This window comes from Amycolatopsis roodepoortensis, from assembly GCF_024628825.1.
GTDB lineage: Bacteria > Actinomycetota > Actinomycetes > Mycobacteriales > Pseudonocardiaceae > Amycolatopsis > Amycolatopsis roodepoortensis.
Map to the genome: position 1 here is coordinate 7,760,489 of NZ_CP102415.1, position 17,109 is coordinate 7,777,597.

15 protein-coding genes are annotated in these 17,109 nt (G+C 70.1%); 10 read left to right on the plus strand and 5 right to left on the minus strand.

The genetic code is table 11. The features are described 5' to 3' along the window. Positions 1-80 precede the first annotated feature (80 nt). From dxr to map, 6 genes are all read left to right on the plus strand, one after another. Positions 81-1,286 carry a 1-deoxy-D-xylulose-5-phosphate reductoisomerase gene (gene dxr, locus NQK81_RS37415; RefSeq protein WP_257485241.1) on the plus strand — a complete coding sequence of 402 codons (1,206 nt, stop codon included), beginning with the start codon at positions 81-83 and terminating at the stop codon, positions 1,284-1,286. Positions 1,287-1,289: 3 nt separating this feature from the next. After that, positions 1,290-2,531, plus strand: coding sequence for a M50 family metallopeptidase (locus tag NQK81_RS37420; RefSeq protein WP_257485242.1), 1,242 nt, complete (start codon positions 1,290-1,292; stop codon positions 2,529-2,531). 118 nt (positions 2,532-2,649) lie between these two features. Beyond that, positions 2,650-3,801, plus strand: coding sequence for a flavodoxin-dependent (E)-4-hydroxy-3-methylbut-2-enyl-diphosphate synthase (ispG, locus tag NQK81_RS37425; RefSeq protein WP_167373562.1), 1,152 nt, complete (start codon positions 2,650-2,652; stop codon positions 3,799-3,801). A gap of 122 nt (positions 3,802-3,923) precedes the next feature. Then, a complete protein-coding gene (locus NQK81_RS37430; RefSeq protein ID WP_126736053.1) occupies positions 3,924-4,778 on the plus strand; it encodes a GNAT family N-acetyltransferase in 855 nt (284 codons plus the stop codon). 49 nt (positions 4,779-4,827) lie between these two features. Then, on the plus strand, positions 4,828-6,633 hold the full coding sequence (locus NQK81_RS37435) for a penicillin-binding transpeptidase domain-containing protein (RefSeq protein ID WP_257485243.1): 1,806 nt from the start codon (positions 4,828-4,830) through the stop codon (positions 6,631-6,633). A 23-nt stretch (positions 6,634-6,656) separates the two neighbouring features. Further along, on the plus strand, positions 6,657-7,514 hold the full coding sequence (gene map / locus NQK81_RS37440) for a type I methionyl aminopeptidase (RefSeq protein ID WP_126736051.1): 858 nt from the start codon (positions 6,657-6,659) through the stop codon (positions 7,512-7,514). A 70-nt stretch (positions 7,515-7,584) separates the two neighbouring features. Here map and NQK81_RS37445 read toward each other — a convergent pair whose 3' ends face one another. After that, a complete protein-coding gene (locus tag NQK81_RS37445) occupies positions 7,585-8,274 on the minus strand; it encodes a FadR/GntR family transcriptional regulator (protein ID WP_257485244.1) in 690 nt (229 codons plus the stop codon). A 48-nt stretch (positions 8,275-8,322) separates the two neighbouring features. On the opposite strand from NQK81_RS37445, the gene NQK81_RS37450 reads away from it, so the two are divergent. Both NQK81_RS37450 and NQK81_RS37455 read left to right on the plus strand, forming a co-directional pair. Next, positions 8,323-9,570: a CynX/NimT family MFS transporter gene (locus NQK81_RS37450; protein ID WP_257485245.1), complete on the plus strand. Its 1,248-nt coding sequence runs from the start codon at positions 8,323-8,325 to the stop codon at positions 9,568-9,570. Between the two features lie 55 nt (positions 9,571-9,625). After that, positions 9,626-10,138 carry a hypothetical protein gene (locus tag NQK81_RS37455; protein WP_257485246.1) on the plus strand — a complete coding sequence of 171 codons (513 nt, stop codon included), beginning with the start codon at positions 9,626-9,628 and terminating at the stop codon, positions 10,136-10,138. A gap of 269 nt (positions 10,139-10,407) precedes the next feature. On the opposite strand, the gene NQK81_RS37460 is transcribed toward NQK81_RS37455, so the two are convergent. After that, a complete protein-coding gene (locus NQK81_RS37460; protein ID WP_257485247.1) occupies positions 10,408-11,802 on the minus strand; it encodes a mycothione reductase in 1,395 nt (464 codons plus the stop codon). 76 nt (positions 11,803-11,878) lie between these two features. Beyond that, entirely contained in the window at positions 11,879-12,643 is a 765-nt protein-coding gene (locus NQK81_RS37465) for a M15 family metallopeptidase (RefSeq protein ID WP_257485248.1), read from the minus strand. Between the two features lie 256 nt (positions 12,644-12,899). Between NQK81_RS37465 and NQK81_RS37470 the strand changes: the two genes are divergently transcribed. Both NQK81_RS37470 and NQK81_RS37475 read left to right on the plus strand, forming a co-directional pair. Further along, the gene (locus tag NQK81_RS37470; RefSeq protein ID WP_257485249.1) at positions 12,900-13,733 is read left to right on the plus strand and encodes a S1 family peptidase; all 834 of its coding nucleotides are present in this window, start codon (positions 12,900-12,902) and stop codon (positions 13,731-13,733) included. A 33-nt stretch (positions 13,734-13,766) separates the two neighbouring features. Next, positions 13,767-14,249, plus strand: a complete 483-nt coding sequence (locus NQK81_RS37475; RefSeq protein ID WP_126736046.1) for a GNAT family N-acetyltransferase — start codon at positions 13,767-13,769, stop codon at positions 14,247-14,249. Here the strand turns inward: NQK81_RS37475 and NQK81_RS37480 are convergent. Together NQK81_RS37480 and NQK81_RS37485 are read right to left on the minus strand one after the other, a co-directional pair. After that, complete coding sequence (locus NQK81_RS37480) at positions 14,215-15,402, minus strand: 8-amino-7-oxononanoate synthase (protein ID WP_257485250.1); 1,188 nt, start codon at positions 15,400-15,402, stop codon at positions 14,215-14,217. The two genes, NQK81_RS37475 and NQK81_RS37480, sit on opposite strands and share 35 nt — an antisense overlap. A gap of 137 nt (positions 15,403-15,539) precedes the next feature. Then, a complete protein-coding gene (locus NQK81_RS37485; RefSeq protein WP_257485251.1) occupies positions 15,540-17,045 on the minus strand; it encodes a DEAD/DEAH box helicase in 1,506 nt (501 codons plus the stop codon). Between the last annotated feature and the right edge of the window lie 64 nt (positions 17,046-17,109).

Consider the following 17,109-nt stretch of genomic DNA (forward strand, 5'->3'; position numbering starts at 1 on the left):
ACCCGATGGTTCGCTTGCCCGCGAATGATCCCACACCTGGCTGCACGCGCCCGACGGGCCCCAAGCGACAATGAGCCCCGATGACTACCTCGCGAAGTGTGCTCGTGCTCGGTTCGACCGGATCGGTCGGCGCCCAGGCCCTCGACGTCGCGGCCCGTAACCCGGAGCTGTTCCGGGTCGCCGGGATCGCCGCGGGCGGCTCCGACCCCGCCGCGCTGGCCGCGCAGGCCCTGGCGCACCAGGTCGACGCCGTGGCGATCAGCAGGCCGACGGCCGTGGAAGACCTGCAGCTCGCGCTGTACGCCGAGGCGCAGAAGCGCGGCTACAACCGCGGCGACTTCAAGCTCCCGCGCATCTTCGCCGGGGCCGACGCGGTCGTCGAGATGATCGACGCCACCCCGGTCGACGTCGTGCTCAACGCGCTCCCGGGCTCCCAGGGGCTTCCGCCGACCCTGCGTGCGCTCGCCACCGGCGCCACGCTCGCGCTGGCCAACAAGGAGTCGCTGATCGCGGGCGGCCCCCTGGTCCTGGCCGCGGCCAAGCCCGGCCAGCTGGTGCCCGTCGACTCCGAGCACTCCGCGATCGCGCAGGCCCTCCGCGCCGGCCGTGAGTCCGAGGTCGCCCGGCTGGTGCTCACCGCGTCCGGCGGCCCGTTCCGCGGGCGCAGGCGCGAGGAGCTGGCGGACGTCACGGTCGACCAGGCGATGGCGCATCCGACCTGGTCGATGGGCCCGCTCATCACGATCAACTCGTCCACCCTGGTCAACAAGGGGCTGGAGCTGATCGAGGCGAAACTCCTGTTCGACATCGAGACCGACCGCATCGACGTGGTCGTCCACCCGCAGTCGATCATCCACTCGATGGTGACCTTCGTGGACGGTTCGACGATCGCCCAGGCCAGCCCGCCCGACATGCGGCTGCCGATCGCGCTCGCCCTGCACTGGCCGGACCGCGTGCCCGGCGCCGCGGCCGCCTGTGTCTGGGACAAGCCCGCGAGCTGGACGTTCGAGCCGCTGGACAACGACGCGTTCCCCGCCGTCGAGCTGGCGCGGCACGCCGGGACCGTCGGCGGCTGCGTCCCGGCGGTCTACAACGCGGCGAACGAAGAGCTGGTGGCCGCGTTCCTGGCACAGAACACCGGCTTCACCTCGATTGTGGACACTATTGCCCAGGTGGTGGAAGCCGCCGACGAATGGCGTCGTGAACCTCGCGACGTTGATGACGTACTAGCTGCCGAGCGCTGGGCTCGCGCGCGTGCCGGTGCGCTGATCGGTAAGGGGAAGTAGCGCGTGGTCTTCATTCTCGGGATCGTGCTGTTCGCGCTGGGCATCTGCCTGTCCGTCGCGCTGCACGAGGCCGGCCACATGTGGGCGGCGAAAGCCTTCGGCATGAAGGTCCGGCGCTACTTCATCGGCTTCGGGCCGACGATCTTCTCCTTCCGCCGCGGCGAGACCGAGTACGGCATGAAGTGGATCCCGCTCGGCGGGTTCTGCGACATCGCGGGCATGACCGCGCTCGACGAGGTCACCCCTGAAGAGTCGAAGCGCGCGATGTGGCGCTTCAAGACCTGGAAGCGCACCGTCGTCATGTCGGCGGGTTCGGCGATGCACTTCATCCTCGGGTTCATCATCCTGTACCTGATGGCCGTCACCATGGGCCTGCCGAATCCGGCCGCGCAGGCCGCGCCCACCGAGGCCGTGATCAGCGCCACGTCGTGTGCTCGTCCGGCCACCACCGTGGAGCAGCTGAACGACACGGCCTGCCCGCTCGGCGCCCCGACACCCGCGAAAACCGCCGGTCTCCAGGCCGGCGACAAGGTCGTCTCCGTCGCGGGCAAGCCGATCAAGACCTGGCGCGAGATGCTCGCCGCCGTCCAGGTCGCCAGTGGCCCGACGCCGTTCGTGGTCGAACGGAACGGCCAGACGCTGAACCTGACCGTCGACGTGCCGCGCGTGCAGCGGCTGGTCGCCGACGGTTCCAACAACACCACGGTCAAGGACGTCGGCATGATCGGCGCCTCGCCGATCCAGAACACCGCGCCGCCGCTGCTGAGCTACGGCCCGGTCGACGCGGTCGGGGCGACGTTCTCCTTCACCGGCACGATGTTCTCCGAGACCGCCAAGCGGCTGATCGAGTTCCCGTCGCGGATCCCGGCGGTGGTGGACTCCATCTTCGGCGGCGAGCGCGACCCGAACACCCCGGTCAGCGTGGTCGGCGCCAGCCGGATCGGTGGCGAGGCCGCCGAGCGCGGTCTGTGGGAGATCTTCGTGCTCCTGCTGGCGAGCCTGAACTTCTTCATCGGCGTGTTCAACCTGCTGCCGCTGCTCCCGCTCGACGGCGGGCACATCGCGGTCGTCTGGTACGAGCGGGTCCGGGACTGGTTCCGCAAATTGCGCGGGAAGGCGGCGGGCGGACCGGTCGACTACACGAAGCTCTCCGCGGTGACGATGGTGCTCGTCTTCATCGGCGGCGCGGTGACCCTGCTCACCGTCACCGCCGACATCGTGAACCCGGTCAAGCTGTTCCAGTGACGCGGGAGGACGGCGGGGGAGCGCGCTGTCAGCATCGTTGCGCTGCCCAGGTAATGCTGCTCACCGTGACGGCTGACGTCGTGGATGTCCGCCGATCGGGGTAGGTACGCTTGAGGGCGTGACTGTCGCTCTTGGTATGCCAGCGCTTCCTCCTCCCGTCCTCTCCGAGCGTCGCAAGACCCGACAGCTGCAGGTCGGGCCGGTCGGCGTCGGCAGCGAGCACCCGATCTCGGTGCAGTCGATGACCACCACGCTCACCTCCGACGTCAACGCGACCCTGCAGCAGATCGCCGAGCTGACCGCTGCGGGCTGTGACATCGTCCGCGTCGCGTGCCCGTCGGCGGACGACGCCGAGGCGCTGCCCGCGATCGCGAAGAAGTCGCAGATCCCGGTGATCGCCGACATCCACTTCCAGCCGAAGTACGTCTTCGCCGCGATCGAGGCCGGCTGCGCGGCGGTCCGGGTGAACCCGGGCAACATCCGCAAGTTCGACGACCAGGTCAAGGAGATCGCGCGGGCCGCGAAGGATCACGGCACCCCGATCCGGATCGGCGTCAACGCGGGTTCGCTGGACAAGCGGATCATGGACAAGTACGGCAAGGCGACCCCGGAGGCGCTGGCCGAGTCGGCGCTGTGGGAGGCGTCGCTGTTCGCCGAGCACGACTTCTACGACGTGAAGATCTCCGTGAAGCACAACGACCCGGTGGTCATGGTGCGCGCGTACGAGATCCTCGCCGAGCAGTGCGACTACCCGCTGCACCTCGGTGTCACCGAGGCGGGCCCGGCGTTCCAGGGCACCATCAAGTCGGCCGTCGCGTTCGGCGCGCTGCTGCGCCAGGGCATCGGTGACACCATCCGCGTTTCGCTCTCGGCGCCGCCGGTGGAAGAGGTCAAGGTCGGGATCCAGATCCTGCAGTCGCTGAACCTCAAGGAGCGCAAGCTCGAGATCGTCTCCTGCCCCTCGTGCGGCCGCGCGCAGGTGGACGTCTACACCCTCGCCGAGCAGGTCACCGCCGGGCTCGAGGGCATGGAGGTCCCGCTGCGCGTCGCGGTCATGGGCTGCGTCGTCAACGGGCCCGGCGAGGCGCGCGAGGCCGACCTCGGCGTCGCCTCGGGCAACGGCAAGGGCCAGATCTTCGTGAAGGGCGAGGTCATCAAGACCGTGCCCGAGCACGCGATCGTCGAGACGCTGATCGAAGAGGCCATGCGCATCGCCGAGGAGTCGGGCCAGACGATCGGCGAGGGCGAGCCCACCGTCACCGTCGGCTGAGTGGTCGAGACCACGCCGGGAACGGACCTTTCCCGGCGTGGTGATCTCGACCTGCCGAAGTTCTCTCAGCGTGTCGTGAAGCTTGCGTTCCGTTTACGCCGCCGATCTGGCACCCTGGAGTGGTGTTGCGGCTTGCAGGTGCACGGCTGCTCGATGATCGGGACTATCCCGCGGTCCGTGCCGCGCTCGCCACAGACCCGGTCGGCAGCTGCATGGTGAGTGCCAGGGTGGAGACGGCGGGTCTCGACCCCTGGCGGCTCGGTGGTGAGCTCTGGGCCGCGGATTCCCGCCCCGTTCGCGCGGGCAGGCTCCAAGGCCTGTGCTTCTCCGGGCCGAACTTGATCCCCTTGCGCGGCAACGCCTCCGCTCTGCGTTCCTTCGCCGATCGCGCCCTGCGCCGTCAGCGCACCTGTTCGTCACTGGTCGGCCCGGCCGAGCAGGTTCTGGGGCTCTGGGACGAACTCGAGCCGGAATGGGGCCCCGCCCGTGAAGTCCGGCACGACCAGCCGCTACTGGCGCTCGACGGGATCCCGTCCGTCGCGGCCGATCCGCTGGTCCGCGCGGTGCGCCCGGAGGAACTCGACCGGTACCTCCCGGCCGCGATCGCCATGTTCATCGAGGAGGTCGGCGTCGACCCGCGCAACGGTGACGGTGGCGCCGGGTATCGCGCCCGCGTCGCCGAGCTGATCGCCGGCGGCCGCGCGTTCGCCCGGTTCGAGGACGGCGAGGTCGTCTTCAAGGCCGAGATCGGCGCGATGTCCTCGACGGTCGGCCAGATCCAGGGGGTCTGGGTGCATCCGGAACGCCGCGGCGGCGGGGTCGGCACGGCCGGGACGGCGTCCGTGGTGACCAGGCTCGTCCGCGGGATGGGCCGCACGGCGAGCCTGTACGTCAACGCCTACAACAGCCCGGCGCTCGCCGCGTACCGCAAGATCGGCTTCCAGCAGGTCGGCCGGTACGCGACGGTTCTGTTCTAGACCGTGTCGCGTCCGGCCGGACGGGGCCGGGGCTGGCAGGATCCGGTGCATGCCTGCAGGTCGTCGTGTCGCCGTCGTCGTGCTCGCGGGGGTGGTGGGCCTCTCGGCCGCCGGGTGCGGCCTCTTCGCCGATTCCGGTCCTGAAGACGCCATCTCGGGCTTCCTCGGCGGTCTCTCTTCCGGCGACGTCACCGCCGCCGCCTCGTTCACCGATTCGCCGGAGGCCGCGCGCGCGTCGCTGGACCTGGCTCGGAAAGCGCTTTCGCCCGAGTCGATCACCGTCGTGGACAAGCAGGTCCGGCATTCGTCCGGGGCGGACAACGGGACGGCGACCTATCAGCTCACCTGGAAGCTGCCGCGCGGCCGGACCTGGACGTACAAGGCCGACGCGCAGGTCCATTCCACGCAGGACGGCTGGAAGGTGCGCTGGTTGCCGACGGCGCTCCACCCGCAGCTCGCCGCCCAGCAGAGCATCGCGCTGAAGGCCGATCCGCCGGATCTCGCGCCGGTGCTGGACCGGGACGGGATGCCGTTGCTGCGGCCGCAGACGGTCGTCAGCGTGGTGCTCGACCCGGCGAAGGCGGGCGACCTGGTGGCCGTCACCGACAAGCTCGGCGCGGCGCTCAACCGGTTCGAGGCGTCGGTGACCGGCCAGTCGATCCGCGACGGGGTGAAGACGCTCAAACCCGGCTCCGGCTATCCGGTGGTGAGCCTGCGGGCGAACAGCTACCAAGAGGTGAAGCCCGAGATCTACGACCTGCCCGGCGTCCGGTTCAGCCAGCAGGAAAGGCTGCTGCCCGACGACAAGAACTTCGGCAAGCAGGTGCTGCCCGCGGTCCGGTCGCTCGTCGAGGACCAGGTGGAGGGCTCGGCGGGCTGGCGCGTCGTCACGCTCGACACGGGCGGCGGCGAGATCACCGACCTGCACTCCGAGAACCCCAAGCCCGCGCCCGCCGTCGTCAGCACGCTCAGCGTGAAGGCGCAGGGTTCGGCGGAGCGGGCGCTCGCCCCGGTCCCGACGGCCTCCGCGCTGGTCGCGATCCAGCCGTCGACCGGCGAACTGCTGGCGGTGGCGCAGAACGCCCCTGCCGACCCGCAGGGCGCGATCTCGCTCACCGGCCGGTTCCCGCCGGGCTCCACGTTCAAGATGGCCACCGCCGTCGCGGGGCTGACCGCGGGTTCGGTGCGGGCGGACAGCCCCGTCGACTGCCCCGGCACGGCCACGTTCGAAAACCGGACGGTGCCGAACGAGGGCAAGTTCGCGCTCGGCGTCGTCCCGCTGTCCACGGCGTTCGCCAAGTCCTGCAACACGACGTTCGCGAAACTCGCGACCGACCTGCCGCCCGCCGCGCTGACCGACGCCGCGCGCGACCTCGGCGTCGGCGCCGACTTCGTGATCCCCGGCCTGACCACGATCACCGGTTCGGTCCCGCCGGCGAACACCGTCGCGCAGCGGGCGGAGAACGGGTTCGGCCAGGGGACCGTCGTGACGAGCCCGTTCGGGCTGGCGGTCGCCACCGCGACGGTCCAGTCCGGGAAGGTCCCGGTGCCGACGCTGGTGCGGGGGATGACCACGACGTCGTCCGGGCTCGGCAAACCCATCAAGCCGGAGGTGCTCGACGCGCTGCGCGGGATGATGCGCGAGGTCGTCACCGACGGCACGGCGACGCTGCTCAAGCCGTTGGCGGACGTCCGGGGCAAGACCGGCACGGCGCAGTTCGGCGACGGCACGCGTTCGCACGGCTGGTTCGTCGGCTACACCGGCGACCTGGCCTTCGCGGTGCTGACGACCGACGCCGGAACGTCCAGGCCCGCGGTCGAGGCCGCCCAGCGCTTCCTGGCGGGGCTCGGCTAGCCGTCAGGTCGTAGGCTGGGCTCATGTCCGTTCGCTCACCCTTGAAGCCCGGTGTCCAGACGCCGAGGCGAGTCGTCCCCGCCAGCATCGCCCGTCCCGAGTACGTCGACCGGCCGGCGCCGAAACGCGACACGGGCAACGGGGTCCGCACGCCCGAGGTCATCGAGGCGATGCGGGTCGCGGGCCGGATCGCGGCGCAGGCGCTCGAGGAGGGCGGCAAGGCCGTCAAACCCGGTGCGACCACCGACGACATCGACAAGGTGATCCACGAGTTCCTGCTGGACAACCACGCGTACCCGTCGACGCTGGGCTACCGCGCGTTCCCGAAGTCGTGCTGCACCTCGCTGAACGAGGTGATCTGCCACGGCATCCCGGACTCGACGGTGATCGAGGACGGCGACATCTGCAACATCGACGTCACCGCGTTCATCGGCGGCGTCCACGGCGACACCAACGCGACGTTCCTGGCGGGTGACGTCTCCGAGGAGGCGCGGCTGCTGGTCGAGCGCACGCGCGAGGCGACCATGCGCGCCATCAAGGCCGTCCGCCCCGGCAGGCAGCTCAACGTGATCGGCCGCGTCATCGAGTCCTACGCGAAGCGTTTCGGCTACGGCGTCGTGCGTGACTTCACCGGCCACGGCGTCGGCCCGGCGTTCCACACCGCGCCGACCGTGCTGCACTACGAGGAGCCGTCGGTCGACACGGTGATCGAGCAGGGGATGACCTTCACGATCGAGCCGATGATCACCCTCGGGACGATCGACTACGACATCTGGGCCGACGACTGGACCGTCACCACCAAGGACAAGAAGTGGACGGCGCAGTTCGAGCACACCCTCGTGGTGACCGAGGACGGCGCCGAGATCCTGACGCTGCCGTAAGCGCCCGCAGCGCGTGAAGGCCCCCTTCCCTCGGCTCAGCCGAGGGAAGGGGGCCTTCACGCGCTGAAGGTCAGCTCTCGTCCTGCTCCACCCTGGCCAGGAGTTCGTCCAGGAAACCGCACGCCTCGGTGGCTGCCCGGTCGGCGTCGCGGTCGGCGATGGCCTCGGCGAGGCCTTCATGCCCTATCTCCGGCAGGTACTCGCGCCCCGGCGTCACGTTCGAGGTGGCGGCCACGCTGGCCGTGATCACCTCGGTGAGCCCGCGGTACATCTCGGTCAGCAGGGTGTTATGTCCACTTTGGACGACGGCGAAGTGGAATTCCGCGTCGAGGCGGGCGAAATCCTCCCAATGGCCCTCGCGCAGCTCGGCGTTGCGGCGTTCGAGCAGCTCCTTGAGCTCGGCGACCTCCTCGTCGGTCCGCGCCGCGGCCGCGAGCCGGGCGCCTTCGACCTCGAGGATGCGCCGCACCTGCAGCACCTCGCGCAGTTCCGAACCGCACAACCGCCGGATCGCGCCCGAGACCTCGCTCGTCGCCCGCACGTAGGTCCCGTCGCCTTGGCGGACTTCGAGCAGCCCCGTGTGCGCGAGCGCGCGGACGGCCTCGCGGACGGTGTTGCGCCCGACGCCGAGCTGTCCTGCCAGCTCCGGTTCGGTCGGAATCCGCTGACCGATGGGCCATTCTCCCTGCGTGACGGCGTCACGCAGCTGCTCGATGACCTGATCGACCAGGCCGGCACGGCGCGTGGTGGCCAATGGCACAGCGTTGTCCCTTCATCCAATCATCCTATGTATGTGATACTAGCCGACGTGCGTGTCGACTCTCGAGAATCCGTGGCCCCGTTCGACGAAAGCCTTGAACTCGAAGGCTCGATCGAAACGGAGTGGCGGCCGGGAGTGATCACCGGCGGCGTGCTGCTCGGTGTCGCGGTGATCCTGGTGGCGCTCAACCTGCGCCCCGCGATCACCAGTGTCGGGCCCATGCTCGGCGAGATGCGCGACGACCTCGGCGCCACGGCGACCTGGGCCGGCGTGCTCACCACGCTTCCCGGCCTCTGTTTCGCCGCCGCCGGTCTCGCCGCGCCACTGCTGGCCCGCCGGTTCGGTATCGGCGCGGCCATCGCCTCCGCGCTTTCGGTGCTGGCCGTCGGCCTGGTGCTGCGCGTGCTCGACGGCCCGTACGTCGTGCTCGGGGGAACCCTGGTCGCTACGGCGGGAATCGCCTTGGCGAACGTACTGATCCCGGTCGTCATCAAGGACTCCTTCCCGGCACGTGTCGGCATGATGACCGGCGTGTACACCGCCGCTCTGCAGGGCGGGGGCGCCCTGGGGTCCGCGCTCACCCCTCCCTTGGAGAACGCGTTCGGCGGCTGGCGCCAAGGTCTCGGCGCCTGGTCGGTTCTGGCGGTGCTCGCACTCCTCGTCTGGATTCTCGCAGCCCGCGGTGCGGGACGTGCGCCCGTTGCCGAGGCAGGCAAGCAGGGTAGCGGGCGATCGCTCCTGCGTAGCCCCCTTGCGTGGATGGTCACGCTTTTCTTCGGAACTCAGGCCTTTTTGGCCTACGTCGTGATGGGCTGGCTGCCGGAGGTGATGATCGACGCGGGGGTGAGCAAGGGTGATTCCGGCCTGCTGCTCGGCCTGATCTCGCTCATCGCCGTCCCGATCAGTCTCGTGGTCGCGCCGATGGCCGCGCGGCACAAGAGTCAGAGCCCGTGGATCGTCGGGCTGGGCGTCCCCGGTTTCGTCGGCATGGTCGGCATGATGGTCGCGCCCGCCGCGTCGCCGCTGCTCTGGTGCCTCCTCATCGGGCTCGGGATGAGCGTCTTCTCGCTCGCGCTGACCGTGATCGCGCTGCGGGCGCGCACCGGCGAGGACACCGCGCGGCTGTCGGGGATGGCGCAGGGCATCGGCTACCTGATGGCCGCCGTCGGGCCCTTCCTCTTCGGTCTGCTTCACGACCTCACCCACGGCTGGACCGTTCCCTGGATCATGATGCTCGCCGTCTTCGCCGCGCAGATGACCTTCGGTGCGTTGGCCGGTCGCCGCCGCTTCGTCTGAACGCGTTCAAAAAACATCTTGACCCCACCGGGGGCGGAGCCATAGCCTGATCGAGTTGAACCTGTTCAAAAACTCGGTCCTGGGGGTCGGCGTGGTGGAGGGACTGGCGTACGGGACGGCTCTGGCGTGTTTCGCCGCGGTGTGTGTCGCCGTGGTGCCGGAGCGGGCACCCGAGGTGCGCTCGCCGCACGAGTTCTACCGCGCCGTGGACCGGGTGTGCGTGCGGGTGTGGAAGGACAGCGGCGCCGATATCGAGCGCTACTGGCCGGATCCGAAGGGGGACGCCGCGACGGAGCTGCGCAAGTGGCAGCACTACGTCGCGACGCGGGTGGACGACGCCAAGGACGTCCTCAAGGGGGCGACGGGGGTCCGCGCGGTGCCGGGAGGGGCGGCGTCCGCGCGGGAGGAGTTCTTGGCGGCGATCCGCCGGTACGTCGAGGCGGGCGAGCGGTTCTCGGGGGACGGCGCCCGCTCGGCCGTCTTGATGGGCGCCTCGGACGTCGAGATGCACGCGGTGAGCGCGCTCGCGGCGCGGAACGGGGCCCGCGCCTGCGACCGCGTCGTCTGACCGCGTCTAGTCCTCTAAATGCGGGGGGTTAAGGCGCAGGCGGGCAGGTTGCGAAAGCCACTTTCGCAACCTTCAAGGTTGCGAAAGTGGCTTTCGCAACGTCAGTGGAGCCGTAGCGCGTCGCTGATGTGCCCCCTGGAGAACCCTGCGGTCGAGACGTGTCGCGAAAGCCACTTTCGCGACGTCTGATGTCCTGAAAGTGGCTTTCGCGACACGGTCACCGATCGGGCCGGGACGAGCCGCATTCAGCGGACTAAATGCGGCGAGGGTCAGTCCAAGGGCAGGTTCAGCAGCGCGTTCTCGACCAGTTCCGGCATCGCCGGGTGGATCCAGTACTGCCCGCGCGCCATGCTCTTCGCGTCGAGACCGAAGCTCATCGCCTGGATCAGCGGCTGGATCACCGAAGACGCCTGCGGGCCGATGATGTGCGCGCCCAGCAGCTGCCCGGTGGCCGGGTCGGCGAGCAGTTTCGCGAAACCGGTGGTGTCCTCCATCGCCCAGCCGTAGGCGATACCCGCGTAGTCCTGATGCGACGTGACGTACGAGACGCCACGCTCGCGCGCCTCGCGTTCGGTCAGCCCGACCGAAGCGACCTGCGGCGAGGTGAACACCGCGTGCGGGACGAACCGGTGGTCGGCCTCGATCCGCTCGTCCGGGTGCAGCAGGTTGTGCTGTACGACGCGCTGCTCGTGGTTCGCGACGTGCTTCAGCTCGAAGACCGAAGAAATGTCGCCGAGCGCGTAGATCCCGTCGACCACGGTCTGCTGGTACTCGTCGACCACGACGTGCCCGCGTTCACCCGTGGTCACCCCGGTGGCGGCGACGTCGAGGAGGTCGGAGTTCGGCTTGCGGCCGGTGGCGACCAGCAGCACGTCGGCCTCGACGGTCTCGGCGCCTTCGGGACCTTCGAGGTCCAGGGCGACGCCCGACGCGGTCTTGCGCGCGCGGACGGTCTTCCGGTCGAGCCGGACGTCGAACCGCTGCGCGGCCAGCTCGGTGAACCGGGCGCTGACGTCGTCGTCCTCGGAACGCAGCAGCGCGCCGGACCGGTTGACCACGGTCACGTCCACCCCGAACGAGGCGAAGACGTGCGCGAACTCGGCCGCGATGTACCCGCCGCCCAGGATCACGATGCTCGACGGCAGCTCGTCGAGCCGCATCACCGTGTCGGAGGTGTGGTAGCCGGTCTCGGCAAGCCCGGGGATGTCCGGAATCACCGGACGCCCGCCCGCGGCGAGCACGAACTTGTCGGCGGTGATGGTCTCCGGCGGACGGCCGTCGGAATAGGTGATCTGCAATTCCTTGTGCCCGGTGAAGCGGCCTTCGCCCTCGTACACGGTGACGTTCTTGTTGTCCTCGTGCTGGACGCGGTACTCGCGGCCGCCGGCGGCGATCGGGTCGATCCGGCCGAAGATCCGGTCGCGGACGTCGCGCCAGCGGACCCCGGTCAGCTCCTCGTCGACGCCGAACTTCGACGACGTGGCGGGGGTGGCCGCGACGTTGGCGGCGTGCACGAACATCTTCGTCGGGATGCAGCCCACGTTCAGGCAGGTCCCACCGAACGTGCCCTTCTCCACGATCGCCGTGTTCCAGTCCGCGAACCGCGGGTCGAGGATCGAGTTACCCGATCCGGTACCGACGATCACCAGGTCGTAGTGGGGCACGCTGTCTTCCTTTGCGGCGGGGGAGCGGGTGGTTCCGACTCTAGCCAACTTGTCACGGCGAGCGGTTGTTCCCGCTTCAGCGCCCGTTGGCGCTGAAGTGCATCAGGTCCTTCGGCGTCGTCCAGGTACCGCCCCAGGTCCAGCCGATCGCGGAGAAGGCGGCGACGGTCCGGTCCCCGGCGGTGATCATCCCCGGCCGCCGGTTCCCCCGGTCGAGGTACGCCGACGCGAGCTCGGGCAGCACGAGGTCGCCCTTGGTGTACGGGTTGCAGAAGGGGTTGACGTCGATCGCGAGGCCGTAGGCGTGCGCGGACCAGTTCGTCTGGCCGCGCGCCGGACGGCAGACGAAGGCGCTGGTGTTGTTCCCGTCACCCGTCGGGGGAGCGGTGAGTTCGGCGGGAGCGGTCACGCGCATTTCCTCGATCGGGAACTTCGCGGCGAACAACTGCCCGAACACGGTGACGACGGCGTTCGCCACCGACGCGTTCACGAGCATTTCCCCGGTGTGCGCGCGGCCGTCGAAACCCCAGAACGAGAGCGTGAGATAACGCAATTCGGCGGCCGCGACCGGACACCCCGCCTGCCAGGTGCTGCGCGCGAGAACCTCGGTGGGAACGGGATCCACCGTGCCCGAGAACCGGTTCCCGGCAGGTGGCGGAAGCAGGTCGGTGGTCGGCAGGGAACGGTTCGCCAGCACGGGAGGAGTCGGGAGGATCTGCCCGAAACCCTCACGGCTCAAGGGAAGCGGCTTCGCACCGACCTTCCAGGCAGGGGCGGGCGGCGGGGTGGAGATGGGCGGAGTCGTTGCCGCCGAAGAGGTTTCGGCGGGCGTGCTGGTCACCGCGGGAGTGGTCGGCGTGGGCGGGGCCGGGCTCGAACACGAAAAGAGCAGAAGGGCCGTAGCCGCCAGAACCGTCGCCGTAGCCCGCACGGCGTCCAGGGTGACAGATGCGCTCGGTGAGCACAGGTCCACCCGTTTCAGTGACACCGCATCGGGCTTTCTCCGATTAGGGTATTCGCGATCGCTCGTGTACGCGCTGGAGTCGAATGACTTCCCAGGGTTTGACCGTACGTACGCCCCGGTGAAGGGACAGAACATGCCCAAGAAGTCACGTCGCACCCTGCTGCTCGCGGTCGGTGCGGTCCTCGCGACGGCCGTGATGGTGCCGGTCGCGGTCAACAGCGCGGCGGCGGACGACACCTCGGCGAGCGGTCCGGAACAGGCGGCCGAGCCGAGGATCGTGGGCGGCGGCAAGGCTTCGGTCTCGCAGCACCCGTACGCGGTCTATCTGGCCGATCGCGGCGGCAACCAGTACTGCGGCGCGGTGATCGTCAGTTCCACGACGGTCGCGACGGCGGCGCACTGCGCGGTCGCGGTCAAGCGCGCCGATATCCGCGTGGTGGCGGGGCGGGACAACAAGCGCTCCCGGGACGGCGTGGAGCTGCGGGTTTCGCGGATCTGGGTCAGCCCCGACTACAGCGGCGACCCCGGAAAGGGTGACGACATCGCGGTGCTGACGGTCGGCGGGCAGTTGCCGTACCGGCCCGCGAAGGTCGCGGACAACGGCGACGCCGGCCTCTACGAGGAAGGCACGAAGGCGACGGTCCTCGGCTGGGGCCGCGTCTCCGAGGGTGGCGCGCGGTCGGACTACCTGCGCAGCGCGGTCGTCCCGGTGGTCAGCGACAAGACCTGCCGCACCGCGTACTCGGGCTACGACCCGAGCGACATGGTGTGCGCCGGCTACCCCGAAGGCGGTATCGACGCCTGCCAGGGCGATTCGGGCGGGCCGCTCATGGTCGGCGACACGCTGATCGGGATCGTGTCGTTCGGCGAAGGCTGCGCGAAGGCGGGCAAACCCGGCGTCTACACCCGCGTCTCCCACTTCGCGAACGACATCTCCCAGCAGAAGAACCGGGGCCTGATCGGCTGATCGGTGCCTTCTTCACGTCCGATGTGCTAACAAGTGGGCGTGACCACCGACACCCCGATCATCGAGACCTCGTCGTTCCCGCTGTCCGTCGCCGGTGACGAGATCACCGCCGCGCAGCTGCACGGCATCCTCCGCCTGCGCGTGGACGTGTTCGTCGTCGAGCAGGATTGCGCCTATCACGAGATCGACGGGCGTGACCTCCTGCCCGGCACCCGGCACCTCTGGATCGGGGGTTCCGTCGCCGTCGATTCGTACCTGCGGGTGCTGCAGGACGCCGGCGGCACCTTCCGCATCGGCAGGGTGTGCACGGCCGTCCGCTCACGCGGCAAGGGACTCGCGGGACGCCTGATGGAGACCGCGCTCGCCGGGATCGGCGACGCGCCGTGCGTCCTCGACGCGCAGACGTACGCGACGGATTTCTACGCCAAGTACGGCTTCGTGGTCGAAGGCGAAGAGTTCATGGAAGACGGGATCCCGCACATCACGATGTGGCGCCGGGAGGCGCCGCGGCCGTGATCACCCCGACCGCGCGGTCCATGTCGGCCTCAGTGAGGTCGGCCCGCGCGGTCAGGCGCAGGCGGGAGATGCCGTCGGGTACGGACGGCGGACGGAAGCAGCCGACCCGCACACCCTGATCGGCGCACGCGGCCGCCCACGCGACGGCCGATTCCGGTGACGGCGCCTGCACCGAGATCACCGCGGCGTCCGGGAGACCGACCCGGAAACCCGCGGATTTCAGCTGCATGGCGAGATTTCCGGCGGCGTCGGTCACCTTGGTGGCCAGCTCGGGCTCGGCCTTCAACGCGGTGAGGGCGGCCAGCGCGGCGGCCGCACTGGCGGGCGCGAGACCGGTGTCGAAGATGAAACTGCGCGCGGTGTCCACGAGATGTTTGATCACCCGGCGCGGCCCGAGCACCGCACCACCTTGTGCCCCAAGGGATTTCGACAGCGTGATCGTGGTGACGACGTCCGGTGCGCCGGAGAGTCCCGCCGCGTGGACGGCACCGCGGCCGCCCTCGCCGAGGACGCCGAAGCCGTGCGCGTCGTCGATGAGCAGCGACGCGCCGTGCTCGCGGCAAACACCGGCGAGCTGCTCCAGCGGGGCGATATCGCCGTCGACGGAGAACACGGAATCGGTGACGACGAGCGCGCGCGGCTTACGGCGGGTCGCGAGCGCGTGCTTGAAGGCGCTCGGGTCGCTGTGCGCGACGGCGGCGATGTCCGAGCGGGACAGGCGGCAGCCCTCGATCAGCGAGGCGTGGATGTACTTGTCCGTGACGATCGCGGAATCCGCGCCGGACAGGGCGGTGACCGCGCCGAGGTTCGCGGTGAAGCCGGACGAGAAGACCAGCGCGGCCTGTGTGCCGCAGAAACGGGCGAGCTCGTGTTCGAGTTCGGCGTGGACCTCGGTGGTGCCGGAGACGAGCCGGGAGCCGGTGGCCCCGGCGCCCCAGCGCAACGCGGCCGCGGCCGCCGCACCGGCGACGCGCTTGTCCCTGGCGAGCCCGAGGTAGTCGTTACCCGCGAGATCCAGCTCCGGTTCCTGCGCCTGCCGGATGCGCAGCTTGCGCACCAGCCCGGCCTCGGCCCGCTTCTCCGCCTCCACGTCGAGCCAGTCGAAGACCTGGTCGGGCGGGAGGTTCTGGGAAGCGGGGCCGGAAGAAGTCACGTCCCGCAGTCTCCCATCCGCTGTTTCCCGATGGGCGTGGTGGTCCCCACAGCGATGAACGGGCCGTTCCTCGCGAAATTCGCGAGGAACGGCCCGTTCAGGGCACTAGCTCGCCGGGAGGACCGGCTTCAGTTGTTTCAGCTGTCGTAGCTGCGACGCGGGCGGCCGTTGCCCGGACGCTGCGGACGGCCGCTGCCGCCACCGGACTCGCCGCGACGCGGGCGGCCGCGGAAGCCGCCGGGACGGCCGCCTTCGCGGTGACCGTGACCCTCGCGCGAGCCCTGGTAACCGCCGCGGTCGCCACCGTAGCCACGGCCACCGCCGCGACGCGGGGACTCACGGCGACGCTCGACGACCGGCTCGCCGCTGGGCTGCTGCGCACCGGTGATACGAGCGAGCTCGGCGTCGCCAGGGCGGACCGTGGTCTGCTCGGCGCGGACACCGGCGCGGTCGGTCATCCGGCGCACCATGCGGCGCTGGTCGTGGGTGACCAGCGTGACCACGACACCCGACGCCCCGGCGCGCGCGGTGCGGCCGGCGCGGTGCAGGTAGTCCTTGTGGTCGGCGGCCGGGTCGACGTGCAGCACGAGCGAGATGTCGTCGACGTGGATACCGCGCGCGGCGACGTCCGTGGCGACGAGGACGGGCGCGTAGCCCTCCTTGAAGTCCGAGAGGACGCGGTTGCGCTGGCCCTGGGTCTTGCCGCCGTGCAGCGCGGCCGCGTGGACGCCCTTCTCGCGCAGGCGCTCGGTGAGGCGGTCCACGTGGTGCTTGGTGCGGACGAACATGATCGTGCGGCCCTCGCGGGCGCCGATCTCGGTGATGATGTCCTGCTTGTCCTGGTGCGACACCTGGAACACGTGGTGATCCATGGTGGTGACGCTCGCGGTCGACGGGGCGACCGAATGCGTGACCGGGTCGGTCAGGTACGCGCGGACCAGCCTGTCGACGTCGCCGTCGAGGGTGGCCGAGAACAGCAGGCGCTGGCCGCGGGCCGGGGTCAGGTCGAGGATCTCGCGAACCTGCGGCATGAAGCCCATGTCGGCCATCTGGTCGGCTTCGTCGAGCGCGACGAAGTTGACGTCGGACAGCGACGCGGTGCCCTGGCGGACGTGGTCCGACAGCCGGCCGGGGGTGGCGATCAGCAGGTCGACGCCGCGGGAAAGCGCGTCGGCCTGGCGGGTGAAGGCCATGCCGCCGACGGCGGTGCGGCACCACAGGCCGAGCGACTTGGCCAGCGGGGTCAGCGAGTCGGCGACCTGCATGGCCAGCTCGCGGGTCGGGACCAGGATCAGCGCGCGCGGGTGCTTCGGCCGGGCACGGCCGCCGTTGAGCCTGGTCAGCATCGCCAGGCCGAAGGCGAGGGTCTTGCCGGAACCGGTCTGGGCGCGGCCGAGCACGTCGCGGCCGGAGAGCGCGTCGGGGATGGTCGCCGACTGGATCGGGAACGGGGAGGTGATACCGGCGTCGGCCAGAGCCCGCAGCAGCGGCTCGGGAAGGCCGAGCTCCGCCCAGGTGGTGGCCTTGACACTCTCGACGGCGTCGTTGTGCAGCATCGAGTCACCCGCGGGGCGGGTGCGCGGCTTACTGCGGTGCTGACGCGCCGACGGTGAGACGTGGCCGGAGTTGAACGTGACTGTCACAAATGCCTCTCGGACGTGGCACGTCACAAGGAGGCCCGGGCTGCCCGCACGCAGGCAAGGCAAG